25 protein-coding genes are annotated in these 23,308 nt (G+C 61.5%); 13 read left to right on the top strand and 12 right to left on the bottom strand.

Annotated elements, in window-relative coordinates; genetic code table 11:
* Positions 1 to 10: 10 nt before the first annotated feature.
* The 3 genes from AC07OO_RS18580 (at position 11) to AC07OO_RS18570 (ending at position 4,555) form a co-directional block, all read left to right on the top strand.
* Positions 11 to 1,837, top strand: a complete 1,827-nt coding sequence (locus AC07OO_RS18580) for a glutamine--tRNA ligase/YqeY domain fusion protein (protein ID WP_495083623.1) — start codon at positions 11 to 13, stop codon at positions 1,835 to 1,837.
* Positions 1,838 to 1,872: 35 nt separating this feature from the next.
* Entirely contained in the window at positions 1,873 to 3,738 is a 1,866-nt protein-coding gene (locus tag AC07OO_RS18575) for an AAA family ATPase (RefSeq protein ID WP_495083622.1), read from the top strand.
* Positions 3,739 to 3,985: 247 nt separating this feature from the next.
* A complete protein-coding gene (locus AC07OO_RS18570) occupies positions 3,986 to 4,555 on the top strand; it encodes a hypothetical protein (RefSeq protein WP_495083621.1) in 570 nt (189 codons plus the stop codon).
* A 129-nt stretch (positions 4,556 to 4,684) separates the two neighbouring features.
* Here AC07OO_RS18570 and AC07OO_RS18565 read toward each other — a convergent pair whose 3' ends face one another.
* Complete coding sequence (locus tag AC07OO_RS18565; protein WP_495083620.1) at positions 4,685 to 6,160, bottom strand: HEAT repeat domain-containing protein; 1,476 nt, start codon at positions 6,158 to 6,160, stop codon at positions 4,685 to 4,687.
* A 167-nt stretch (positions 6,161 to 6,327) separates the two neighbouring features.
* On the opposite strand from AC07OO_RS18565, the gene AC07OO_RS18560 reads away from it, so the two are divergent.
* The 3 genes from AC07OO_RS18560 to AC07OO_RS18550 all read left to right on the top strand — a co-directional run bounded on the left by AC07OO_RS18560 (position 6,328) and on the right by AC07OO_RS18550 (position 8,332).
* On the top strand, positions 6,328 to 6,639 hold the full coding sequence (locus tag AC07OO_RS18560; RefSeq protein ID WP_495083619.1) for a nucleotidyltransferase family protein: 312 nt from the start codon (positions 6,328 to 6,330) through the stop codon (positions 6,637 to 6,639).
* 257 nt (positions 6,640 to 6,896) lie between these two features.
* Entirely contained in the window at positions 6,897 to 7,367 is a 471-nt protein-coding gene (locus tag AC07OO_RS18555) for a helix-turn-helix domain-containing protein (RefSeq protein WP_495083618.1), read from the top strand.
* Positions 7,364 to 8,332 carry a hypothetical protein gene (locus tag AC07OO_RS18550; protein ID WP_495083617.1) on the top strand — a complete coding sequence of 323 codons (969 nt, stop codon included), beginning with the start codon at positions 7,364 to 7,366 and terminating at the stop codon, positions 8,330 to 8,332. Before AC07OO_RS18555 ends, AC07OO_RS18550 begins: the two co-directional genes overlap by 4 nt.
* 18 nt (positions 8,333 to 8,350) lie before the next feature.
* Here AC07OO_RS18550 and AC07OO_RS18545 read toward each other — a convergent pair whose 3' ends face one another.
* Positions 8,351 to 9,193: a hypothetical protein gene (locus AC07OO_RS18545; RefSeq protein WP_495083616.1), complete on the bottom strand. Its 843-nt coding sequence runs from the start codon at positions 9,191 to 9,193 to the stop codon at positions 8,351 to 8,353.
* Entirely contained in the window at positions 9,190 to 10,809 is a 1,620-nt protein-coding gene (locus AC07OO_RS18540) for a putative bifunctional diguanylate cyclase/phosphodiesterase (protein ID WP_495083615.1), read from the bottom strand. The genes AC07OO_RS18545 and AC07OO_RS18540 overlap by 4 nt, the downstream gene beginning before the upstream one ends.
* 153 nt (positions 10,810 to 10,962) lie before the next feature.
* On the opposite strand from AC07OO_RS18540, the gene udk reads away from it, so the two are divergent.
* Positions 10,963 to 11,607: a uridine kinase gene (gene udk, locus AC07OO_RS18535; protein WP_495083614.1), complete on the top strand. Its 645-nt coding sequence runs from the start codon at positions 10,963 to 10,965 to the stop codon at positions 11,605 to 11,607.
* A 20-nt stretch (positions 11,608 to 11,627) separates the two neighbouring features.
* The gene (locus AC07OO_RS18530; RefSeq protein WP_495083613.1) at positions 11,628 to 11,954 is read left to right on the top strand and encodes a hypothetical protein; all 327 of its coding nucleotides are present in this window, start codon (positions 11,628 to 11,630) and stop codon (positions 11,952 to 11,954) included.
* 93 nt (positions 11,955 to 12,047) lie between these two features.
* Here AC07OO_RS18530 and AC07OO_RS18525 read toward each other — a convergent pair whose 3' ends face one another.
* From AC07OO_RS18525 to AC07OO_RS18515, 3 genes are read right to left on the bottom strand one after another with little or no spacing between them, the layout of a single operon-like run.
* Positions 12,048 to 12,326, bottom strand: coding sequence for a toxin-antitoxin system YwqK family antitoxin (locus tag AC07OO_RS18525; RefSeq protein WP_495083612.1), 279 nt, complete (start codon positions 12,324 to 12,326; stop codon positions 12,048 to 12,050).
* A gap of 9 nt (positions 12,327 to 12,335) precedes the next feature.
* Positions 12,336 to 13,268 carry a toxin-antitoxin system YwqK family antitoxin gene (locus tag AC07OO_RS18520; RefSeq protein WP_495083611.1) on the bottom strand — a complete coding sequence of 311 codons (933 nt, stop codon included), beginning with the start codon at positions 13,266 to 13,268 and terminating at the stop codon, positions 12,336 to 12,338.
* A 13-nt stretch (positions 13,269 to 13,281) separates the two neighbouring features.
* Positions 13,282 to 13,599, bottom strand: coding sequence for a hypothetical protein (locus tag AC07OO_RS18515; RefSeq protein ID WP_495083610.1), 318 nt, complete (start codon positions 13,597 to 13,599; stop codon positions 13,282 to 13,284).
* A 136-nt stretch (positions 13,600 to 13,735) separates the two neighbouring features.
* Between AC07OO_RS18515 and AC07OO_RS18510 the strand changes: the two genes are divergently transcribed.
* Positions 13,736 to 13,975 (top strand): hypothetical protein, encoded by a 240-nt coding sequence (locus tag AC07OO_RS18510; RefSeq protein WP_495083609.1) that lies wholly within the window; start codon positions 13,736 to 13,738, stop codon positions 13,973 to 13,975.
* Between the two features lie 7 nt (positions 13,976 to 13,982).
* On the opposite strand, the gene AC07OO_RS18505 is transcribed toward AC07OO_RS18510, so the two are convergent.
* Positions 13,983 to 14,459, bottom strand: a complete 477-nt coding sequence (locus AC07OO_RS18505) for a hypothetical protein (protein ID WP_495083608.1) — start codon at positions 14,457 to 14,459, stop codon at positions 13,983 to 13,985.
* Between the two features lie 39 nt (positions 14,460 to 14,498).
* Positions 14,499 to 15,473 (bottom strand): MBL fold metallo-hydrolase, encoded by a 975-nt coding sequence (locus AC07OO_RS18500; RefSeq protein WP_495083607.1) that lies wholly within the window; start codon positions 15,471 to 15,473, stop codon positions 14,499 to 14,501.
* A 117-nt stretch (positions 15,474 to 15,590) separates the two neighbouring features.
* Between AC07OO_RS18500 and AC07OO_RS18495 the strand changes: the two genes are divergently transcribed.
* The gene (locus AC07OO_RS18495) at positions 15,591 to 16,463 is read left to right on the top strand and encodes a LysR family transcriptional regulator (RefSeq protein WP_495083606.1); all 873 of its coding nucleotides are present in this window, start codon (positions 15,591 to 15,593) and stop codon (positions 16,461 to 16,463) included.
* A 10-nt stretch (positions 16,464 to 16,473) separates the two neighbouring features.
* Here the strand turns inward: AC07OO_RS18495 and AC07OO_RS18490 are convergent, their stop codons facing one another.
* Positions 16,474 to 16,872, bottom strand: a complete 399-nt coding sequence (locus AC07OO_RS18490; RefSeq protein WP_495083605.1) for a hypothetical protein — start codon at positions 16,870 to 16,872, stop codon at positions 16,474 to 16,476.
* A gap of 385 nt (positions 16,873 to 17,257) precedes the next feature.
* Here AC07OO_RS18490 and AC07OO_RS18485 point away from each other — a divergent pair, with 385 nt between their 5' ends.
* Together AC07OO_RS18485 and AC07OO_RS18480 are read left to right on the top strand one after the other, a co-directional pair.
* Positions 17,258 to 18,178 (top strand): VTT domain-containing protein, encoded by a 921-nt coding sequence (locus AC07OO_RS18485; protein WP_495083604.1) that lies wholly within the window; start codon positions 17,258 to 17,260, stop codon positions 18,176 to 18,178.
* A gap of 87 nt (positions 18,179 to 18,265) precedes the next feature.
* Complete coding sequence (locus tag AC07OO_RS18480; protein ID WP_495083603.1) at positions 18,266 to 19,006, top strand: zf-TFIIB domain-containing protein; 741 nt, start codon at positions 18,266 to 18,268, stop codon at positions 19,004 to 19,006.
* Here AC07OO_RS18480 and AC07OO_RS18475 read toward each other — a convergent pair.
* Together AC07OO_RS18475 and AC07OO_RS18470 are read right to left on the bottom strand one after the other, a co-directional pair.
* Positions 19,003 to 19,995 (bottom strand): 2-hydroxyacid dehydrogenase, encoded by a 993-nt coding sequence (locus tag AC07OO_RS18475; protein ID WP_495083602.1) that lies wholly within the window; start codon positions 19,993 to 19,995, stop codon positions 19,003 to 19,005. The genes AC07OO_RS18480 and AC07OO_RS18475 overlap by 4 nt on opposite strands.
* A gap of 42 nt (positions 19,996 to 20,037) precedes the next feature.
* Entirely contained in the window at positions 20,038 to 20,874 is an 837-nt protein-coding gene (locus AC07OO_RS18470; protein ID WP_495083601.1) for a DUF6597 domain-containing transcriptional factor, read from the bottom strand.
* A 245-nt stretch (positions 20,875 to 21,119) separates the two neighbouring features.
* Between AC07OO_RS18470 and AC07OO_RS18465 the strand changes: the two genes are divergently transcribed.
* Complete coding sequence (locus AC07OO_RS18465; RefSeq protein WP_495083600.1) at positions 21,120 to 21,515, top strand: DUF3224 domain-containing protein; 396 nt, start codon at positions 21,120 to 21,122, stop codon at positions 21,513 to 21,515.
* Between the two features lie 119 nt (positions 21,516 to 21,634).
* Here AC07OO_RS18465 and AC07OO_RS18460 read toward each other — a convergent pair whose 3' ends face one another.
* Complete coding sequence (locus tag AC07OO_RS18460) at positions 21,635 to 23,254, bottom strand: aminotransferase class V-fold PLP-dependent enzyme (RefSeq protein WP_495083599.1); 1,620 nt, start codon at positions 23,252 to 23,254, stop codon at positions 21,635 to 21,637.
* Between the last annotated feature and the right edge of the window lie 54 nt (positions 23,255 to 23,308).

Here is a 23,308-nt window from a genome sequence, read left to right as displayed (position 1 = left end):
AATCGGGCGGATGAGCATTCCCACCCCCACCAACAGCACCACCACGGCCGCACCAAACGGCGCCGACATCGCCAAACCCAGTAATTTCTTGCGCCAGATCATCCAAAGCGATCTGGACAACGGCACCTACGCCCAACGCCGCTGGGCCGGCACCCCTGGCGACGCGGCCCACCACGCCGCCGGCAAGCCAGACCCCGCCAAGATCCGCACCCGCTTTCCGCCCGAGCCCAATGGCTACCTGCACGTGGGCCACGCCAAGAGCATCTGCATCAACTTCGGCCTGGCGCGTGACTACGGTGGCGTGTGCCACCTGCGCTTTGACGACACCAACCCGGAGAAAGAAGACGTGGAATACGTCAACTCCATCCGCGACGCCATCAAATGGCTGGGCTTTGACTGGAATGGCAGCGCCACCGCCGAGCCCTACCAAGCCAGCGACTACTTTGGCTTCATGTACCAAGCCGCCGAATACCTGATCGGCGCCGGCCTGGCCTATGTGGACGAGCAAACCACCGAGCAAATGCGCCTGAACCGTGGCGACTTCAACACGCCCGGCACCAACAGCCCATTCCGCAGCCGTACGCCGGCAGAGAACCTGAAGATCTTCCGCGAAATGCGCGATGGCGAGCATGAGGATGGATCGATGGTGCTGCGCGCCAAGATCGACATGGCCAGCCCCAACATCAACATGCGCGACCCGGCCATCTACCGCATCCGCCGCGCCACGCACCACAACACGGGCGACACCTGGTGCATCTACCCCATGTACACCTACGCGCACCCCATCGAGGACGCGCTGGAGCAGATCACCCACAGCCTGTGCACGCTGGAGTTTGAAGACCAACGCCCGTTTTACGACTGGCTGCTGGAGCGCCTGACCGAAGGCGGCCTGCTGGCCAGCCCGCCCCCGCGGCAGTATGAGTTCTCACGCCTCAACCTCACCTATGTGATCACCAGCAAGCGCAAGCTGGCGCAACTGGTGTACGACCACAAGGTAGAAGGCTGGGACGACCCCCGCATGCCCACCATCGTCGGCCTGCGCCGCCGCGGCTACACACCCGCCGCGATTCAATTGTTTGCCGAACGCATTGGCGTCACCAAGAGCGACAGCTGGATCGACTACAGCACGCTGGAAGGCTGCCTGCGCGAAGACCTGGAAGCCAAGGCCTACCGCGGCATGGCTGTCATCAACCCCGTAAAACTGGTGCTGACCAACTGGGACGAAGTGATGGGCGCCGGCCACCTGGAGCCCTGCACCCAGCCCAGCCTGCCCCACCCACCGGAGGGGGTTGAATCGCCCACACGCCACTTCACCATCGGCAAAGAGGTGTGGATAGAGCGCGAAGATTTTGAAGAAGTGCCACCCAAGGGCTACAAGCGCCTGTTCCCCGGCAACAAGGTGCGCCTCAAGGGCGGCTATGTCATCGAATGCACCGGCTGCATCAAAGACATAGACGGCAACATCACCGACGTGCTGGCCACCGTGGTGCCCGACACCAAGAGCGGCACCCCCGGCAGCGACCTGGTCAAGGTGAAAGCCGCCATCACCTGGGTGGGCGTGGCCAACGGCGTGAACGCCGAAGTGCGCATGTATGACCGCCTGTTTTTGGACGCGCAGCCCGATGCGGGCGGCAAAGACTTCATCGAAAGCCTGAACCCGAATAGCCTGAAGGTCATCACCGCGATTGTTGAGCCGTCGCTGGCCAATGCACTACCGGATCAAAAGTTTCAGTTTGAGCGGCACGGGTACTTTGTGGCGGATCGGGTGGACCATGTGACGGGCACCAAGCCGGTGTTTAACTTGGCGGTGGGGTTGAAGGATAGCTGGGGGAAGTAGTAACTCAATTGCTGTGGAAGGACCAGGGAGGCTAAATGGAACTAAAAAGATTCCGTGTCAAAAACTACAAGTCAATCATTGACTCTGGCGATTGCTACCCTGCCTCGGGAGTGACGATCCTTGCGGGAAAAAATGAAGCCGGAAAGAGCTCGCTTCTAGAGGCTTTAGAAGACTTCAATCGTGGCGTACCAATTCGAGAGAAAGCCATGCCGATTGGGGAGCCCAACCTCAAGCCCTTCATAGAAGTTGAATTCCAAATTGGAGCAAATGAAGCCACTCAAATCATTGAAAGCACGGATTTGAGCAGCGAAGTTAAGAGAGTGGTCTTGGGCGCGCTAGCAGCCAAAAATAGTTTGGTCGTCGAGAAAAACTATCCTGACTCCTACTCAGCAACCTTTTCTCCACTGTCGTCGATTCAACCCAGTGAACCAAAGAATTGGGAAAAGCTTCTTTCAGGAGCTGTTGCCATGGTCACCGCCTTCCAAGCGAATGAAGTAACGGCGAAGGCAAGACTTCCGAAACTCAACATTAATCCTCTGGATGGCGTGAACGCCGTAAATGCGATTCAGGAATACTTGCGAAGCTTAGAGACCGAGTTGAGCTCATTGGATGATGCGCAGCGAAATGAAATTTATGCAAAGTTCGATGAACTAACTGTCGCGATAGATAGTAACGAGAACCTCAAGAAAACAGTTCTCAGTCGCGTGCTTGATAAATGCTTGGCCTACATGCCAAATTTTGTCTTGTTTAGCTCATTCGACGATGTGTTCCCAAGCCAGGTTCCGTTGTCTGAGCTACCCACAAATAAGTGGATTAAAGACCTGCGACAAATGAGCAACCTTGATGTCGAAACGATTCAAGGGAGTAATCGTAGCGCGAAGAAGCAGCACAAGTATCTCTTGAACGTGCAGCTCAATGAAGATTTCGGTCAGTTTTGGACTCAAGATCTATCAAAGCTGTCAATAGATTGGGACAGTGATGGGCTTGAGTTCTGGATCGAAGAAAAAGGAAAGTTTTTTCCACCGGAAGTTCGTAGTCAAGGCAGAAGGTGGCACCTAGCTTTTTACGTGCGCGTCTCAGCGCGAGCGCGCGGGGACGTAAAAAATGTGATTTTGATAGACGAGCCCGGTCTCTATCTCCATGCAACCGCGCAGAGAGACATCCTCAAGCACCTGGAGGACGCGAGCCAAAAATCGCAAATATTGATCTCTACCCACTCCCCCTATCTCATTGAACCCGAAAAATTGGATCGATTGAGACTAGTACAAAAGCATGAAACACTCGGCACTTATGTTGAGAACAAGGTTCACGCAGTTGCGGACAAGGAAACATTGACTCCAATACTGACTGCAATTGGTCTGGAGCTAAATCAGGGTATCGTCGGCGGCGACAAGGTGGACAACATAGTTGTAGAGGGGCCCTCAGACTATTTCTACCTTACAGCGCTCAACGAAATATTCAACGTATTCCAAGGGAAATTTGTCTCCGGCGGAAGCTCGGGGAACATGCCAAAAATAGGCACCATTCTTCAAGGATGGGGGTGTCGCGTAATCTATCTCTATGACAACGACAAAGCCTATAAGGACGCGCAGAATTCGGTAAAGAAGGATTGGTTGACCATAACAAAAGACTGCCTAACCTCGTTAAACATCGATGGTGCTATCGAGGATATGTTCACTAGGGATGAATTTGCGGCAGTTCTCGAAGTACAACCGGAAGCAATTGTGGAGAAGAACTCCAGTCACATGAAGACCACCCGGCGGGACAAAGTACTGCCGTCTCGCTTGTTTCTTCAGAAAGTGCGCTCCGGCCAACGCCCTCATCTCAGTCAGGAAACGACCGAGAAGATTAAGGGTCTGCTCACCCACTTAGCAAAAAAATTTGAAGCGTACTCCTATTGAGCGTGTACACAGGCTGGCCTTTTCTGTCCCGATTCTTGCCTCCAAGTTGAAGTTGGCTCAACCGCCATACGCGCTTGGTTTTTGCTTCTGGTTAGTGTTGGCGTCATGACACCCCTACTTGCCTTTCGCGATAGACATATTGACTTGCCTCATAGTCGCTGACAGACCTGAAGGGCAGTGTCATACAAAAAGAGAACCCGGCAAAAACCTGGATGACACCAAGGCTCACCTTTATTGGAAACTCACCATGCGGATAGCAAAACAAGCATCAGTTATTTCAATGCTGCTCATGTCAGCCAGCAGCCACGCACTTGCACCATCCGACGCAGACTCAGACGCCTTCATTCAAGCTTACGTAATAGAAGGCATCACGGCGGCTCTCGATGAAAACTTAATCTTCAGAACCGAGTCAGCACAGTTGACAAAAGCACAAGCTGAATGTGTTCGGGAAAAAATTGATTTCTCCGTTATATACCCTCTTGCTCGTCCAATTGTGCGAACTGCATTTGCAAATGCAGACTCGGTTAAACAAGCAACAGGCTTCTTTCTGACGTCAACCGGTAAAAAGTTGAAGGACTTCGGAGCGAAGACGGTCCGAGAAGTGATGCGTGCAGGCTTCCGTGGACAGAAGCCCCCGTCCATAGCATCTGTGCCACCAAGTTTCAATCAGCAAGACATCCAGGTCGCGACAAAGTTCTTCAACTCAAGCGGGGGCATACAGTTCACACGCTTTATCAATGAGGGTCTGCCACAGCTACAAAAATTTGATGTCATGGGGCCCGCGATCGCTTCATGCAAAAAAGTGGACACCCCCTAAAGCTCCTGCCGACGGTTCGCTACCTACGCCGAATCGTGACTCACGCATCAATATGGATGCACGTAAGGCCTCATTTCTGTAGCCGCGCAAATACGTTCTATAGAGTCCGGTAGCCATAGGGCTTTGCACTTAGACCCTGACCCGCTTCGCCTCCCCTTCTAACGCAAACCGCAACGGCGAACGCACGTCGAAGGTCTCGTAGGGCAACCAGGCACACACATCCGCCCACTGCTTCTGACTGGCCTTGAAATAGTTGTACAGCCCCGCCCAACGGTCCAAGAAGGCATCAACATGGGGCTTCAACGCCGCCTGCAAACCGGCATCCGCAAACTGAGTCAGTGACACCAGGTGAATACCCTGCCAAGCCGCCACACGGTCAGCATAGGCAATCAGGTTCACGAAGAAGTCCAGCTCACGGCTGCGCGCGTGGGCAATGGGCAGCAGGTCGTCATAAGCCAGGTAATCCCCTGTCTTGAGCGACAGTTCAAAACACTTGCGCAGCACAGCCATATCGCCGTCCAGCAACGCCCGCGTCAGGTATGCGTAGCGTGTAACCGATGCGAAATTGCACAGTGCCTCCAAAGCAGCTCTGCGCAACACCGGGCTTGGGTCCTGTAGCGCAACCCCGCAGCAATCCAATGTGTCGGCCTGGGCCAATTGCCCCAGCCCCTCCAGCGCATAGCGTTTGAGTCGGGTCGATGCTGCCGGGTCCGCCAACATCCGGCGGTACGCCGCCACCAACACCTGCGGGGCTTCTTGGCTCCAATGCCGTGCCAGCCATCGGATCGAGAAGGAGCGATCCCACAGCGCGAGCGAGAACAGCGTATCCATGTCGCCCAACTTTCTGCGCCACAGGCTCAGGTACACCGCACGTCGCAGTGGCATGGCCTTCAGACGATGGCGCTGCTCAAAAAGCGCTTGCAATTCCGCATTTGGCAGTTCCATTGCCAGCGGCTCCACGGTGCGGGCCAAGCCAACATCGCCACTCGCAATGGCACGCTCCACTTTCTCTTGGTCTGACCAATTGAAGGTCGCCAGACAGAGTGGCCAGCATCGACGGCGCACGGCCGCGCGGGTATGGCTGATGCCCGCCAACACTACATCGCGGCACTCGGGCTCCGCTAAGCGGGCCTGCAGCACGGCGATGATTTGCTTGAAGTCCACACGGCTTTGCCCCTCCAGCGCATACAAATCCGGTAAAGCATCCACCAATGAAGCGGCAGGTATGTGTGCCAGCCAGTGCAGCACCAGCTGCAGCGAAAGCTGGCGGTTGATGGGCACGTTGTCGTTCAGCCGCTTCATCACTGGCCGCAGAGCGGCTATCCAGTCCTGCGCCATCAACACGCGCAAACTGAATTCACGAACATAGCCACCGCGGTTGTCCAGGCATTCAACCGCAGCGGCGGCGGGCAATGCTTGCAAGCGTGCCACCAGGATGGGCCGGCCTTTACTCCAATCGGAAAACGCCTTGGCATAGGTGGCGTCCAAGATCCCGTAGTAGCCGATGGCCACTGCATGCGCTATCCCAACCGGTTTGGGCAACACGGGGCCCTGTGCCACGTGCGGTTGGAGGAGTTTGCTCAGAAAGTCACCGAAAGACACCATCAATCCCCTGCACGGGTTCCGTGCGCTAGTTTTTTAATCAGTTTCCCCCATTCTAAAGAGGCAAACTCTCCAGAATTTGCTACATATTCAGTAGCTGACTGCTTAGGTCCCACGCTGGCTGGTGGCCTATTTGATACATAGCCGCCCAGCCCCGTTAAACTCCACCCATGCATCCTGCCATCGCCCAACACCGCTCAGGCATCTCTGCCATCTGCCAGCGCTACCGCATTCGCCGGCTAGAGGTGTTCGGGTCTGCTGCGCGGGCAGACGACTTTGACCCTGAAAGCAGCGACGCGGACTTCTTGGTGGAGTTCGCGCCGGACGCGCAGCCTGGGCTAGACACCTTCTTTGGCGCCAAGGCTGCGCTGGAGGCGCTGCTGGGGCGTGACGTGGACTTGGTAGAACCCGGCGCCGTGCGCAACCCCTATGTGCTGGCCAGCATCAACCGCAACCGCGAAGCGGTCTATGCAGCAGCGTGACCCACGTGCATTTTTGTGGGATACGTGGGCACGGTTTGGAACATTGCCCAGAACGCCCTGCCCGTTTTAATCGGGTCCGTGCAGACCTTGCTGGATGAGCTGAAATAAGAGTTGCTACAAATTTTGTAGCTACAAGCAACCATTCCACAAGGGCTAGAGGCCGATTTGCTTGAATTTCAGTGCTTAGCTCCCTTAAAACGCAGAATTTGATTCTCATTATTTACAAAACAGTATTTTTGTAAATAATGAGAATCACCATGCCATCCAAACCCCCATCCATCAACGAAACCTGCGTTGCCCAGCTACAAGCCCTGGGCACGCAGATCCGCAACCAGCGCAAGGCCGTGGGCCAGAGCGCGACGGCAACGGCCGCAGCGGCGGGGCTGTCGCGGGTCACGCTGTACCGCATTGAGAAGGGTGAACCCTCCGTCACCATGGGCGCCTGGTGCAGCGTCATGGTGGCGCTGGGCATGGCGCTGCAGCAAGCGCCCGATCGCACCGGCTGGCTCCCGGCGCAGGTGGCCTTGGCCGACTACCCCCTGCTGCGCGCGCTGGCGTGGCAGCTGCAGGGCACCGAGACACTCTCCCCCGCAGTGGCGCTGGACCTGTACGAGCGCAACGCGCTGCAGTTGGACATGCAGGCCATGCCCGCCCACGAACAGGCGCTGCTGCAGGCTCTGCGCACAGCCTTTGCGCCCACCGCGGGCGGCGGTGGCGATCCCACTTGAAAAGCAGCCATTGCAGGCGCGCGCTGCCGACGCCGCGCCGGCTTTTTGGCTCATCTATGGTGGCATCTCAGCCGTTCACGGAAACTAAACTGCAAGCCATGCACCTTCTTCAGCAAATCGCAATCCGCAGCACGCTACTCATCGCCTGCCTGATCCTGACCGCGTCGTGCCAGAAAGCAACGCCCCGTTACTCCGCCACACTGGACCGCGCCGCGTTGATGCTGTTGCCCTTCCCCACCTGGCAAGCAAAGGGCCCAGGCTTGGTTCAAGACGTCGACCTGTCAGCAACGGCGGGTGACAAGGCCCATACACAACCGGATGCCGCGCGGGCGGAGGTCTCGCCCCTCTATGTTGTGAGGCTGGACGATACGCACGCAGCCTTGGTCACCGAAACGCACCCTTTCTCCGAAGAAGACAAGCAAGCCTACACCTGCCACGCATGCCCCGGAATCATCGGTACTTACTTCTTTGAGCACGACGCCAATGGCTGGCGGTTGACGGCCCGGCAAGACGCCGCTGCCCAAAGCGGCGTGGAAGGCAACATCGGCACAACCAGCGTGGCCAAACTAGCTGATGGGCACTATGCCGTCGCTTCCGAGTGGGGCAGTTGCTGGCAAGGCTACTGCGGAACATGGCTGGTCGTTCTGAGTTTGAAGCCTGGCAAGGCGACACCCTTAGCGGGGGGCATTCCCATGTCGGCAGACAATGATGGCGCCTACGGCGCATGCAGCGCGCTGGACACACCACCGAAAGAACCTGAAGACAAGCACGAATGCTTCGATGTCCATGGCAAATGGAAATTCCAGCAGGGTCGCTTGGTGGTTAACTTTGAAGGGCGCTTGAGCAAGTTGAACGGAGACAATGCGCTGCTGCCAACCGAAGAGATTCAACAGCAAGCCGTGTACGAAGTTGTCAAAGACGCGCTTGCGCTCGCAAAGGGCAAGAACCCGGTGCCAAGCTTTTGATGGGGGGGGTGCGCCCCATCACCGCTCAACGCTAGCCGCCTCGCTCCAGGGCGATGACCGATGCGGCGTAGCGGCCAGGCCCGCCAGCGGTCGGCGGTTCCAGTCGATGGCGGAGTCGGCATGCAGTTGCCGCACCACCCACAAGAAGTACACCGACGCCGGTACGCCAATCAGGTCAAACGGCAGGGTGCTCACTTCCAGGCTGCGCGTGAGCGCCATGATCAGGTGCATGGCTGCGCACGACGGAAACACCCCCGAGAGCGCCAGGCCCGACAACGACCACGAATGGGTGGTGACATAGCGGCGTATTTGCGTGTCTACCAGGTACCAGCCCACCATGGCGTAGGTGAACGTCACCCACAGGTTGCTCCACATCACCAGCGCGGCGGCATCCAGGCCCGTACCAGTTGCAAGCAGCCAGGCCTGTAGGCCCTGCGTGGTGCAAATTTCGCCATAGGGCAACGCGGGCGAGGCTATGGCCCAGCCGGCGACTGCGCTGACCACAATCAACAGCGCCACCGCCACAGCTGCCATCACCGCCCCTTTGACAGCCACAGTGCGGTCGCCCCGGCCCGCCATCATGGCCTCGGCGCGCAGCGCGCAGAACACAATGCCGGCGGGCAGGCCGGTCAGCGTCACGGCCAGCATGGGGGTTGTCACCGGTGCGCCTTCCAGCACGCACCAGCCATGCACCAGATGGTGGGGGCCGCAGCTTGCCGCCATCATCGAAAAGCCCAGACCAAAGCGCGACAGGCCCCGGTACCGGTATTGGCTGGCCGCCTCCCACGCGCTCAGCAGGCCCAGCCCCACATAGGCCGCGCCCACCAGCAGGTTGCAGATGCCAATGACCAGCGCCATCATGATCTGCCTTGGGTCTTCACGCCCATGGGTATACCGATGTGGTCCAGAAATTCTTCGATAAAGGTGGGGTGCGCACGGCGTGTCAGGGTGTCGGGGGTCACCGCGGCGGCTTGCACACCCCAGTTCACGGGGGCCTGCCACAAGGGCTGGTCCTGCATGGCGGCGATCTGCGCGGCTTCCACGGGCCTGGAGAACAAATAGCCCTGCGCCACGGGGCAGCCCATGCTGCGCAGGGCCAGCGCCTGGTCAACACGCTCTATGCCTTCGGCAATGACGTGTTTGCCCATGGCAAAAGCCAGGCTGAGGATGGAGGACACAATGGCCGTATCGCCGGGCTCTGTGGGCAGGCCGTCGATGAAAGAGCGGTCTATCTTCAAGACCTCGATGGGCAGGTCGCGCAACCGGGCCAACGACGAATACTCGGTACCAAAATCGTCAATAGCCATGTAGATGCCCATCTGGTGCAGTTGGTTGAGCGCCTCGAGAATATCTGCCTCCGAATGGGTGAGCGCGCTCTCGGTCAGCTCCAGGCACAGCGACGATGGGCTCACGCCCGTTTGCTGCACGATGGCCTGCACTTCGGTGATGAAGTTGGGGTCGCCCAGTTGGCGGGGTGACACATTGACCGTTACCGACAGTGGCCGCCCGGGCGATGCGGCCGTCCATGCCGCCAATTGCTGGCAGGCCGAATGCAACACCTGCCGCCCCAGTTCGCAGATCAAGCGGCTGTCTTCGGCAATGGGGATGAACTCCGCCGGCGACACCATGCCATACACGGGGTGGTGCCAGCGCGCCAGCGCCTCCACACCCACCAGCTGCCCAGTGACCAGGCTCACCTGCGGCTGGTAGTGCACAAACAGCTGCTTTTCGCGCAGGGCCACGCGCAGGTCCGACTCGATCTGCATGCGCCGGGCCACGCGCGCGTGCAACTCGTGGTTGAAGCGCACCATGCAGTTCCTGCCGTGGTCTTTGGCGGCGTAGAGCGCCGTGTCGGCATCGCGCAGCAGCTGCTCGACCGACTGCGTGCCCAGGCTGCTGCTGGCGACCCCAATGCTGGCGGATGTGACCACCTCTCTGGCGCCTATGCGCACGGGTTCGGCAACAACCAGCAGCATCCTGGCGGCCAGCGCGTCTTCGGCCCCGCCTTGGGCATGGGGGTACAAGATGACGAATTCGTCTCCGCCAATGCGGCTCACAATGCCGCTGGCACCCACGCACGCACTGATGCGCCGGGCTATCTCGCACAGCAGCTCATCGCCACTGTCATGCCCCAGCGAGTCGTTCACCAGCTTGAAGTTGTCCAGGTCCAGAAAAAGCACCGCCACATGCCCATCGTTTGCGGCGGCTTGGGTGAGTTCATGCTCCAGCCGGTTGAGCAGCAGGCTGCGGTTGGGCAAGCCGGTGAGCACATCATGGGTGGCCGCGTGGATCAGGTCGGCGATCACGGCCAGCGTGTCTTCTTGCGAGGTGGCGTGCTGGTCCCGGTTGGCGAGCAGCACCTCTGCCGTGGCCAGCAAGCGGTCGGTGCGCCGCACATTCATCCGCCGCGTGGCATGCACCTCATCGCTGATGAGCCTATCGGGTGCGGGGGATGCGGAAGTTTTTTTCTTTAGCATTGCCAATGTCGCTTAGGGCACTCAAACAATCCTCGCCTTGCTCTACTTTCGGGCCACTGTAGCAGCCCCCATCGTGCACAGCAATAGCGAGAAAAGGCCTTGGTCGCAGCAAGTAAGATGGCGGGCAATCGCTGGCCCAGGTACGGAAATCACATGAACACAACCAACCAAAAACCCTTCGTGATCGGTGTCGCAGGGGGCAGTGGTAGCGGCAAATCCACCGTCACGCGCGAGGTGCTGGCCTCCATCGGCCCCGAGATGGCCGCGGTGGTGATGCAAGACGACTACTACCTCGACCAATCCCACATGTCGCCGCCGGACCGGCGCAAGACGAATTACGACCACCCTGCGGCGTTTGACTGGCCGCTGATGGTGCAGCATGTGCAGGCGCTCCTGAACGGCCAGGCAATTGAAATGCCCGAGTACGACTTTGCGGCGGACAACCGCTCCAGCAAAACCATCACCGTCAAGCCCGCACCGGTGATCGTCATCGAAGGCCTGTTCGCGCTCTACGACGCCGATCTGCGCGCCATGATGTCGCTCAAAATTTTTGTCGACACCGCTGCCGACGTGCGCTTCATCCGCCGCCTGCAGCGCGACATGGCCGAGCGCGGGCGCAGTGCCCAGAGCGTGATCAACCAGTACCTGGAAACGGTGCGCCCCATGCACAAGCAGTTCATCGAGCCCACCAAGCGCAATGCCGATGTGATCCTGCCGCACGGCGCCAACGGGCCGGCGGTGGACATCATCACCACCAAGGTGGTCAGCCTGATTCGCGATCTGGATAGTAGGGCCTGACGCCCACCTCCGCTCCCACCATGGCCCGCCGCAAGCACCACCATGTGTACGTGGTGGAACTCTCCAAAGACGTGCTGCTGGAACCGCGCTTTCGCAAGAGCAACCCCGGTTATGTAGAAGGTAAGCCCTGTGTGTACGTAGGCATGACCGGCCTGGACCCCGATGTGCGCTTTGACAAGCACAAGGCCGGCATACAGGCCAACCGCTTCGCGCAGCAATACGGCCTGCGCCTGCTGCCCGACCTGTATGAGGCCTTCAACCCCTTGAGCTACCAAGACGCGGTGGACAAGGAGATCGAGATCGGCATAGACCTGCGATCAGCGGGGTTTGGTGTGTGGCAGGCTTGATTGCTACGTTTTTGGTAGCTATATACGCATATTCCACGAGGGCTATCGGGACATACGGCTTAAGGCAATCGGCTGAATGGCACCCAGCAAGTGCTACTTCGCATACGCCTTGCGCGACCCGTCTTCAAACAACTCGTCGTCACTGACCAGCTTGCCGGATTCGTCCCACACCTTCTGGCGGGTTGTTTTGCCTTTGGCGTCAAACGTGTCTTCCTGCGCTGGCTTGCCATTTGCAAAGAAGACGGTGTGCACGCCCACGAGGCGCTCGCCGTAGCGGCCTTCTTGCACATAGCGCCCCTGTGCCTTGAGCTTGCCCTGGTCGGTGTAGCGCTGGGTGTCGCGCAGCTCAGCATTGCCCTCTTGGGTGTACACGTCCTTCTGCTACGGCTGGCCATTCAGGTAGAAGCGCTCTTCGCTCGCCAGGCGGCTGCGCTTGCGGCCGCTGGAGGTGTCGGCAACTACGAGCTGGTATTTGCGCTCCACCACCAGTGTGCCGCTGGTGTGGAACTCTGCGTCGCGCAGCAGCAAGGCCGGGCGGCCGGTGGATAGGTCCCACAGTTTCTCACGCTGCTTGTTGCCACCCTCGGCGTAGTAATAGGTCTCGCGCTTCTGCGTGCCGCCTTGCAGCAGCTCTTCTTCTACCTCGGGCTTGCCGTTGGCGAAGAAGGTGGTGGCCTTTTGCTCCACGCCCGCTGCCAGCACCAGCGTGCTGCGCAGATCGCCCTTGTAGGAGTACAGGTTGACGGTGGATGGCCCGCCTTCGAAGCCGCAGAGCTTGGCGTCATTCGCATGTGGGGCAAGCAGGGGCTTGGGGCCGCAGCGCAGGCTGGCCAGTTGGCCGCTGCCGGCGCGGTATTCCACGGCGGCGCCTTCGCGCTCTGTCTCTGCCACCCACTCGATCTTGCGGGGCTTGCCATCTTCAAACCACTGGCGGCGCAGGCCACGGGTGTGGCCGTTGACGTTGGTGAACTCCAGTACCAATTGGCCATTGGTGGCCCATTCGCGCTCCAGGCCTTCGTGCGGGCCATTGGTGGTGATGGTGAATTCCTTGACCAGCTTGCCCTCGCGGAAGTAGCGGCTCAGGCCTATGCTTTGGCCGTCGCGCAGCTCGTATTCGCGCTCAGGCTTGCCGGTGTCGCGGTCCTTGCACAGCACCATGCCGGTCTTGCCAGCGGTCTGGGAGCCGTCGCTGGTGTTGATGTGCTTGCCTTTGAACTCGCAGTCTTGCACGGCATGGGCCGCAGGGCTGGCCAGGCTCAACAACAGCAGCGCGGTAACGCCGACGCAAGCAGTGGGCTGGGTGGCGTAGGGCATATGCCGTGCTGGCTCAGGCGCCGCTGGCAGGGCCAGCTTCGGTGGCCGTGCCGCGCCGTGTCCCAGACCCCAAGGCCAGGCGCATGCAGACCAGGCCCACTGCAAACAGGGCCAGGATGGCAGCCAGATGGTGCAGGGGGTAGGCCGGGGCGTTGGCCAGCTCTTGCGCATCGCACATGCGGATCTGGGCCATGACACTGGTCTCCAGCACGCAGTCGGGGTCATTGCCCTGCAGCCAGCCCAGCAGCCACAGTGCGGAAATGGATAGCAGTACGACGCCCATCCATTTGGCCAGGCTGCGCGCGAAAGAAGAATGACGGTGAATCAGCATGGGCGAAAAGTGTACTCCAGCGCCACGAGCAAAAACCGCTACGCAGCAGCGCCTACCGCCGCCCAGGTGCGCCATCGCACAGAGCGCGGCGCGCCTGTGGCGTGCAATGGAGGCTTTGCAAAGAGAGGAGCCCACCATGATCCAGCACGCCACCGTCCATGACCACGTAACCTACCGCCCCGGCGATGGCGCGCCCATCGAGATTCCGCCCGGCCCGGTGGAGGTGGACTTGAATGCCGACAGCGCCACGCTGAGCTGGACCGAAGAGAACGGCGCCGCAGGGCTGACTGCGATACCGCTGACGGAGTACAAAGAGTATGTGCGGCAGAAGCGGATCACGCTGAGCCACCAACCCAGCGACGCGGTGCCCCACTGACATCCCACTAACGCGGGGCGGGCGGCAACTGCGCGGTCTTGGTGACGGCCGCCTCCATTTGCCCTACCCGCTTGGCATAGCGCACGTAGGCAAATACGGCCAGGGCTACCAGCAGCACGACCACGCCCCAGCGTTGGCCCCGGCTGGCGGTACCTCCGTGGCGGGGCGCCCGGCTCAGGCGCAGCTTGGCTCGCCCGCCCTTGCCACCACCCGCTTTGGCTACTGTGGCCGCGGGCTCGGCAAAGCGCTGCACGCGCACCGCACGGGGCTGCCCGTCGGTACCGGTCTCCATCTCAACGCCCAGCACCTCGCCCACCGTGGGCAGGTAACCATCCCCCGGAAATGCCGCGGCGTCCACCGGCAGTTGCTGGTCGACGCCCTGGAGGGTGATGATGCCAACGCCGCGCCTGTCGTCCCACTGGGTCAGCGTGCCTTCGTGGTGCTGCGGCAGTGCGGATGCTGGCGAAGGCGCTGCGGGACTCATGCCCGCGATTCTAGGAGGCGCAGACCTCCCTGAAGTGCGCTACTTCTTGCTTAGATCCTTGTACGCAGCCGGCACATTCAGCCCTGGGTGCACCCAACCAAACAAGGCGTAGCCACCGAACTCGGGCATGGCCACTTGCTTGACGGTCTGCTCCAGGCTCAGGCCCTGGTCTATGGCGGCCTGCACCTGGGTGCGCACGGCGGCCAGGTAGTCGATGTGCCACTTCAGGTCTTCACGGGTCATGGGCACGCCGTGCCCGGGCACGATGCGCGCGTCGGCGGGCAAGAAGTCATAGACCTTGCGCAGGGTCTCCAGCGATGCCACCAAATGCCCGTCCAGCAGCCAGGGTAGCGCCGGCTTGGACGCGATGACCGGGTTGCCGCTCCACAGCACCTTGGCCTGCGGCTCCCACACCCACAGGTCGCCACCGGTCTGGGCAAAGCCAAAGTCCATGATGTCCACCGTCTTGCCGCCCAGGTCCAGCGTGAGCTTGCCGCCAGGGGGCACCAGCAGGTCGCCGGTGCGGGCCTTGATCTCTTCAATGCCGCGGCCCTTGCCAAAGTTCTGGATCATGAAGGCCTTGTCGTCGGCCAGATGCTGGTCCACATAGGTGCGCGTGGCGGCGTGCTGGATGATGGTAGTGCTGGCGGGCAGATACATATTGCCAAACGAATGGTCGCCATGGGCGCTGGTGTTGATGGCGTAGAGCAGCGGCTTGCTCTTGCCCAGCTTGCGGCTCAGGTCTTGCACCTGCTGGTTCAGGCGCTTGTTGAGCATGGTCTCGATCAAGAGCGCACCCTTGCTGCCCACGATGAGGCCACCACTGGTGCCGGCGGCTGCCCCCTTGGCGTTCAGCGCCTTGGCATCGCTAGCGTAGAACGCAAACACGCCGGGGCTGAGCGTCTCGCTGACCATCTGAATCGTATTGCCGTCCCACACGGGCTCGCCGGCCTGGGCGCCCAGGCTCAGCAGGGTGGCAATGCCAGCGGCTATCAAAGAGTGTTTCAACATCATGGTGAGGTCCTTTAAAGAAGTTGCGAATGGACGTAGTTTGGCGTTTGCATTGAAACAATACAATTCTCAAAAAATGCACTTTTCATTTGCAAATATGCACAGTTCGAAAGGCCCGGCATGGAAGACCTGAACGACCTGCGCCTGGTGGCGCTGATTGCCGAGACCGGCTCGCTGTCGGGCGCGGCCAAGCGCCTGGGCGTGAACCACGCCACCGTGTTCCGGCGCATTGCGCAGCTGGAGGCGCGCGTGGCCGTGCGCCTGTTTGAGCGCGCGGGCGGGCGTTACCACGCCACGACCGCTGGCGAGGCGCTGGCCCAGGCCGGCGCGCAGATGGAGGACGCCGCCAACCAGGCCCTGCTGCGCGTGGCGGGGCAAGACCTTCGCCCCAGCGGCGCGGTGCGCATCTCCACCACCGACAGCCTGGCCCTGGCCATGCTGCAGCCCATGCTGGCGCTATGCCGCACGCAGTACCCGCAGATCATGTTGACGCTGTCGGTGGACAACGCGGCGGTCAACCTCTCGCGGCGCGATGCCGATATCGCCGTGCGCCCCACGGACCACCCGCCCGAGCACCTGATCGGTAAGCGCGTGGCGCCGCTGCGCTTTGGCGTGTATGGCGCCAAGCGCTACCTCAAGCCCAAGACCACGCGGGCGCTGGCGCTGGGCGCGCATGAGTGGATTGCGCTGGACGACTCCCACACAGGCCACCGCACGCTGCGCTGGCTGCAGAGCATCAAGCCCCTGGCCGATGTGGGCCTGCGCTGCAACAACTTTGGCACCATCCGCCAGGCCTGCGCAGAGGGCCTGGGCCTGGCCATGCTGCCCTGCTTCATGGGCAATGCCACGCCCACACTGGAGGCCGTTGGCCAGCCCGTGCCCGCCTGCGCCACCGACCTGTGGCTGCTGACCCACCCCGATCTACGTGAAACGACCCGGGTGAAGGTGGTCTACCAGCTGCTGCTGGTCGAGCTGCGCAAGGCTTTTGCGTGACGGCGGGCCGTCAGGCCATATCTTCAATCGCCAGCAACTGGTAGCGCTGTGCCAGCAGGTGCGGCACGTACTCGATGGCGCGTGCCACCGCGGCGGCGGCTTCTCCACCCGGTGTGCGGATGACCAGAAAGTACGCACCACCGCGCGCAAGGTCCAGGTAATGCAGCAGCGTGGGCAGGCTGCTGTCGATCTGTGAGGCTTGGCCATTGCGGTCGGTATGGTGGCTCTGCACAAAGTCGATCATCTGCTGCGGCGTGGCGAGCACGGTGTCAGCAAAGGTGGCACTGCGTGCCCTCAACCCCATCGCTACCGATGCCGCTCGGTGGTAACTGTTGAACGCCACTACCGTATGCCCTCGGGGGTAAAAGGTCCCCAGGTCCTTGTCGAAATCGTCCAACGTTTTCATCATGGCGCGCACCTCCTGCACACATGCTAGGCAAGTCTGGGCCAAGGCTTCTGTGCGCCGGCGCACGTAGCGCTGCTTTAGGCTTTAGTCGCGTTACCAGCACCATCAGCTTCTGGCCCCTGCCGGGCGCGTAGTGCCCGCCCGATCCGCGAGCGTCGTCCCATTGCAGTAGCGTGCCTTCGTGGCGCGGTTGCTCCATGGTGATCTGGATTGCTCTATTTTTGCTAGCTACACATGTCTATTTCACGAGACCTAACGCCAAATCCAGCTCACACGCCCCTTGCAATTTGGCCTCTCATCCCGAATTGGGGTTTTCAGGGGGCTTGTCTGGCCAGCGGCATCCGTTTGCCTGCGCTAGACTGGCCTCCACCCCTCTTTGAAAACCACCGTGGATACCAGCACCTGGATCACCCCGCTCTTGCAGCACGACAGCAACCTGCTGGTCTTTGGCAACGTCTTGCTGCAGCAGCTGGGTTTGCCCGTGCCTTCCGTACCCACCATGGTGCTGGCCGGCAGCCAGTCCAGCGGTTTGATGGCCTTGGCCGCCATGCTGCTGGCCGCGGTGCTGGCCTCGCTACTGGCTGACTGGGTGTGGTACCAGGCCGGGCGCAGGTTTGGCTACCGCGTGCTGTCGCTCTTGTGCAAGATGTCGATCAACCCCAGCTCCTGCGTCAACCAGACCGAGGCACGCTTTGCCAAATGGGGCGTGTGGTCGCTGGTGTTTGGCAAGTTCATACCCGGCTTTGCCACCGTGGCGCCACCGGTGGCCGGGGCCCTGGGCATGCCGGGGACATCGTTCTTCATGGCCTCTGCCGTGGGCGCGGGCCTGTGGGCCGGGCTGGCCCTGGTGGCCGGCTATGCCTTCCAGGCGCAGATTGACGGCCTGCTGGGCTGGACGGGTGCGCACGGCATCCACCTGGCGCTGCTGGCCCTGGCCGCGGTGCTGGTCGTCATTGCCTGGAAGTATTGGCAAAAGACCCGCTTCGAGCGCCTGGCCGCCATGCACCACGTCAGCATGGACGAACTGACGCTGGCCCTGGCCGGCCCCCGCCCGCCCCATATCATCGACCTGCGCAGCCAGACCCTGGCGGCCGAGGGCGGCCTGATACCCCATGCCCACCTCACGGAACACGATGCGTTGACGCTGTCTTTGTCGGGCGTGGCCAAGGACTACCCCATCGTCACCATCTGCGCCTGCCCGCAAGATGCCGGCGCCGTGCATGCAGCCCAGACCCTGCAAAAGCTGGGTTACCCCAATGCCCACCCCTTGCGCGGCGGGTTTGATGCGTGGAAGGCGGCGCAGGCCTAGCGCCAAGCAAACCCGCACGCCACATAAGGGGTCACCGCAACTAGATATCGGCAGGGCACAATACCGGCAACCATCCCACCTGCCTCTATGCCCTACCCTACCCGCTGCTCCTCGTGCCGCAACTTCATGCAGACATTGACGCTGCCCGGCAACAACGACGGCACGGTCGAACTGGACCTGTGCTTTACCTGCCAAGGCATGTGGTTTGACCCGCAAGAAAACCTGAAGCTGGCGCCCGCCGCGGTGGCTGATCTGTTCAAGATGCTGCACGAGCAGCGCGACGCGCCCCGCCAGCCCTTGGCCAACGCCAGCACGATGCAGTGCCCGCGCTGCATGGGTGGGCTGACGCAAGGCTTTGACGTGGTGCGCACCGGGCGCTACATCACTTACCGCTGTGCGCAGGGGCACGGGCGCTTCAGCCCGTTTTCGTCCTTCCTGATCGAAAAGGGCTTTGTGCGCATGCTGACCAAGCCCGAGATCGCCGACCTGGCCAAGCGCCTGGCCGTCATCCACTGCACCGGCTGTGGTGCGCCGGTGGATATCCGCAAAGACGCGGCCTGCCCCCACTGCCGCAGCGCGTTTTCGCTGATAGACCCTGCCGCCGTAGAGCAGGCCTTGCAGGGCTATGCCAAAGCCGCCAAGGCTGCGGCCGCACCGGCATCGGCACCCGACCTGGCCGATGCATTGGTCTCGCTGGAGCGCGACCGCCAGCGCGCACTGCGCGCGCAGCAGGCCGAGCGCGGCAGCCTGTTCTCGCAGAGCGCATCCGAGGGCGCGGACTTGGTTTCGCTGGGTATTGCGCTGGTGGCCAGCATGCTGGGGGATTAGGCTGGCACCGGATACACCGGCTTGCCCGTCGCCGCAAAGGCATCCAGGTTGGCCAGCGTGGTGCTGGCAATAGCCGTTAGCGCATCTTCGGTGAAGAAACCCTGGTGACCGGTGACCACCACATTGGGAAAGGTCAGCAAGCGAGCAAAGACGTCGTCTTGAATGCCCGCATCCGACAGGTCGCGGAAGAACAGGCCGCCCTCTTCCTCGTATACATCCAGGCCCAGGCTGCCCAGTTGCCCGCTCTTCAGGGCAGCAATGGCGGCCTGGGTATCGACCACCGCGCCGCGGCTGGTATTGAGCAGCATGGCGCCGCGCTTCATTTGGGTAAAGGCCGCGGCGTCAATCAAATGACGGGTCTGTGGCGTCAGCGGGCAATGCAGGCTGACCACATCACTGTGGGCCAATAGCTCGGGCAGGGGCACATACCGCACGCCCATGGTCACACATACCGGGTTGGGCTTGGGGTCGGCCGCCAGTAGCGTGCAACCAAAGCCGGTCATCAATTTGCAAAACGTTTCGCCAATACGACCGGTGCCCACCACCCCAATCGTGCGGCCATGCACATCAAAGCCCAGCAGACCGTCCAGCGCGAAATTGCCCTCGCGCACGCGGGCATAGGCGCGGTGGATCTTGCGGTTCAGCGTCAGCAGCAGGGCCAGCGTGTGCTCGGCCACCGCATAGGGCGAATACTCAGGCACGCGGCCCACTGCGACGCCCAGCTCTTGCGCGGCCACCAGGTCCACCTGGTTGAAGCCCGCACAGCGGAGCACCACCAGGCGCACGCCAAGGTCGTGCAGTGCTTGCAGTACGGCGCGGTTCAGTTGGTCGTTGACAAACGCGCACACGGCGTCAGCACCGGCCGCTGTGGCCACGGTGCTGGCATCCAGCCGCGCTTCCAGAAAGTTGAAATGGTGGGCGCCGAACCCTTGGCTGCGCTCCAGTGCCTGGCGGTCGTAGAGGCGGGTGCTGTAGACGGTGACGCGCATAGTGGGGTTCAGTTTATACCCGTCATCCGAGTGGGTGGCAGCTCAAGCACCGGGGAGTGCAAGGCTCTTTTCGTACTCACCCGGTGCCATGCCCACCAGTTGGCGGAAGTCCCGCACAAAGTGGGCCTGGTCGAAATAGCCAAGCTCCACCGCCAACTCCACCCAGCTCTGCGTCTTGCCCGCCTGCACCTGGGCAATGGCCTCGTGCAGGCGGTAGCGCTGTACCACCCACTTGGGGCCGACGCCCACATACTTTTGGAACAGGCGCTGCAGGCCACGCTTGTTCAGGCCGCTGAGGGTCAACACGTCGTCCACGGACACGAGGGTGGTTTCTTGCGCAATGCGCTCCAGCAGGCCGCTGACGCGCGCCACCTGTGAGTCAGCGGCCGGCAGGTGGTGGAGCAAAAAGCGCTCTGCCGCCGCGCACATGGTGGCGAAGTCGGGCGCCGCCAGCACTTGCGCGGCCAGGCTCGCCCCCGTGGGGCCAAAGCAGGTGCTGACATCCAATGAGCCATTCAGCAGATCGGCCACCGGCTGGCGGTAGAAGGGATAAAAGCCGCCGCACTTGAACTTGATACCAAACGCCTGGTCCTGCCCTTGCAGTTGCCGCACAAAACGGCCGTGGTGCACGCCCCAGATGCGGGCCTGGCCCTGCTCTACCACCAAGTGCACATTGGGGTGCGGCAGCGTGGCCTGCTGCTGCGCAGGCAGGCCACGCAGATCCCAGCGCACGTGCCAGTAGTGCTCCACCCAATCGGCCAATGCAGCGCTGGGCAATTGTCGATTGTGTTCAAACTGACCCTGGCTGAAGCTGGGACGCAGAACACCGCGCGGCTGGGCTGTAGGTGTGCGATTGGGTAGTGGGTCGGGCTGGCTCATGCTGGTGTTGTCGCGTTTTTCCTATCCTGCTACGGCGTGCTCCGGTGTAATACAACACAACGCCAAGCAGAACCGAAGCGCATAGGCTGCTTTGGACATCCAGAGGATACCGATAGATGACAACACATTCACCACGCGCAGCAGCAACCGCTATAGCCTTGTGCATACTGCTGTGCGCACAGGGCACCGCCAGGGCTGCACCACCCACAATATCCACCCCAGTCAATGCCACGAAGGAGTCGAACATGCAACAACACATCACCGGAAGCTTCGACGTCAAGCTCACACCCCAGGCAGCAACGCCGGCGATCGAAGCCGCCAAGCTGGGCCGCAACACGCTGGACAAGACCTTCCACGGCGACCTGAGCGCCCACAGCCTGGGCGAAATGCTGGCCGCGGGCACCGAGGTCAAGGGCTCGGCCGGCTATGTGGCGATTGAGCGCGTGACGGGAACCCTGGCTGGCAAGAAGGGCAGCTTCGTGCTGATGCACACCGGCACCATGGACCGCGGCACACCGCAGCTGACTGTACAGGTCGTACCCGACTCCGGCACCGACGAGTTGGTGGGACTGAAGGGGCAGATGGGTATTCAGATCACCGGCGGACAGCATGTCTATACGTTTGACTTCACGCTGCCCTGAATTTTTCAAAAAACTGCAAAAAAACTTACCCCGCCCCTCTGTGGGCTAGCTTGTGGATAAGCGTGTTCACAAGCGCCGCAAGCCGCGCCAGGCTTGGCTTGCAAGACCGTGCCTTGTTTTTAAGCGGTCGCGGCGTGGGCGATTTTGGGGGCTTGCGAGTGTGGTAAGGCAGCTATGTGGCTGGACGAATCGGGCCGCAGCGCCAAGCCGCCATGCAGATGGCGCACCTGGGTGTAGCCCTGGCTGCGCAGCCATTGGGCGGCCTTGAGGCTGCGCTTGCCACTGCGGCAGACCAGCACCACGGGCGTGCCTTTGTTGGAATCCATCCACGTGGCAGGCAGTGCGACCATGGTGCTCAAGGGGACGTTGATGGCAGCCAGACTGCCGTAGCGTATGCCGCGGCTGGCATGGTGCTCGGCCGCCTCGCGCACGTCCAACAGGTGGGCCTTGGGATGGGCGGCCAGGAAGGCACCCAGATCGCTCCAACACAGCGTCATCGCCGCAACCTCTTCGGCGCTGCAGGCCACATCCGGCACAGCCGCGTAGTCTTGGCCTTCGTCGGCGCCATGCAGCGCCAGCAATACCTCACCACAGCGGGCAATGGCCGCACAGGCGGCCTTCACGGTTTCGGCGGAGGTCAGTGCTCCGATGGACAAGCGTACGGCAGACGTGGTGCGCCAAGCTGGCAGGCCCATGGCGTCCAGCACGTAGCTGGCAGCGGCCTTGGCCGCGCTGCAGGCGCTGCCCGCACTGACCCGCAGGCCCGCGGCATCAAACACATCCAGCATGGCCTTGCTGGTGATGCCGGGCACCGAGAAGTTCAGCGTCGTGGGCAGGCTGTGCTCCAGCGGCACATTGAAAGCGATAGCCGGGAATGCGGCACGCAAGGCACGCTCCAGTTGGTCACGATAGCCGCGCAATGTGGCGTGGCTGGCAAAGGTGTCGCCCTGCTGCAGAGCATCCAGCACCGCGCCCAGGGCTGCGATGCCGGGCATGTTTTCGGTACCGCTGCGCAGACCGCCCTCTTGCCCACCACCGGCCATCAGCGGCGTGAACGGTGCGCCGCGGCGCACATACAGCATGCCTATGCCCTTCGGGGCATAGAGCTTGTGTCCGGAGAACGGTGCGTAGTCGATGCGGCTGTGTTGCAGGTCCAGGTCCATCTTGCCCAGTGCCTGCACGCAGTCCACCAACCACAGGGCCTTGCTGCCCGTCTGCAGCAGCAGTTCTTCTATGGCGGCCAGATGGGTGATGACGCCTGTCTCGTTGTTGGCGGCCATGGTGCATAGCAGCGCAGTCTGGGGCAACCAGTCGGCCAGGGTTTGCAAATCGTGTTGGCCTTGGCTATCCACCGGCAGGGCCCGCAGCTCCAGCCCCAAGCCCAGCACGGCGTTCCAATGCTCCAACGCTTGTGGCACAGCCTTGTGTTCGGTTGTGCCATAGACCAGCAGACGGCCTTGCCCTGCACCCGACGCGCCGATGGCCCGCAGCGCCGACAGCACGGCGGTCTGGATGCCTTCGGTGGCACCGCTGGTAAATACCACATGGCCGTCACCAGCGCCCAGCACCTGGGCAGCGCTGGCCCGGGTTTGGTCCAGCAAGGCCTTGGCCACGATGCCGTGCGAATGGCTGCTGCTGGGGTTGCCAAATTGCTCGCGCATGGCGCGGCTGGCAGCCTCTATGGCGGCGGGTAGCACGGAGGTGGTGGCGTTGGAGTCCAGGTACAGGGCGTAGGTCATGGTGGGTAGCGGCGGTTGCGTGCAATGGATAGCGAGAAGTGTAGAAACTCTCCG

This window comes from Rhodoferax sp. GW821-FHT07G04, from assembly GCF_059418585.1.
Note: the sequence above shows the minus strand (reverse complement) of the source record. Positions and strands in the feature narration are given on the sequence as shown.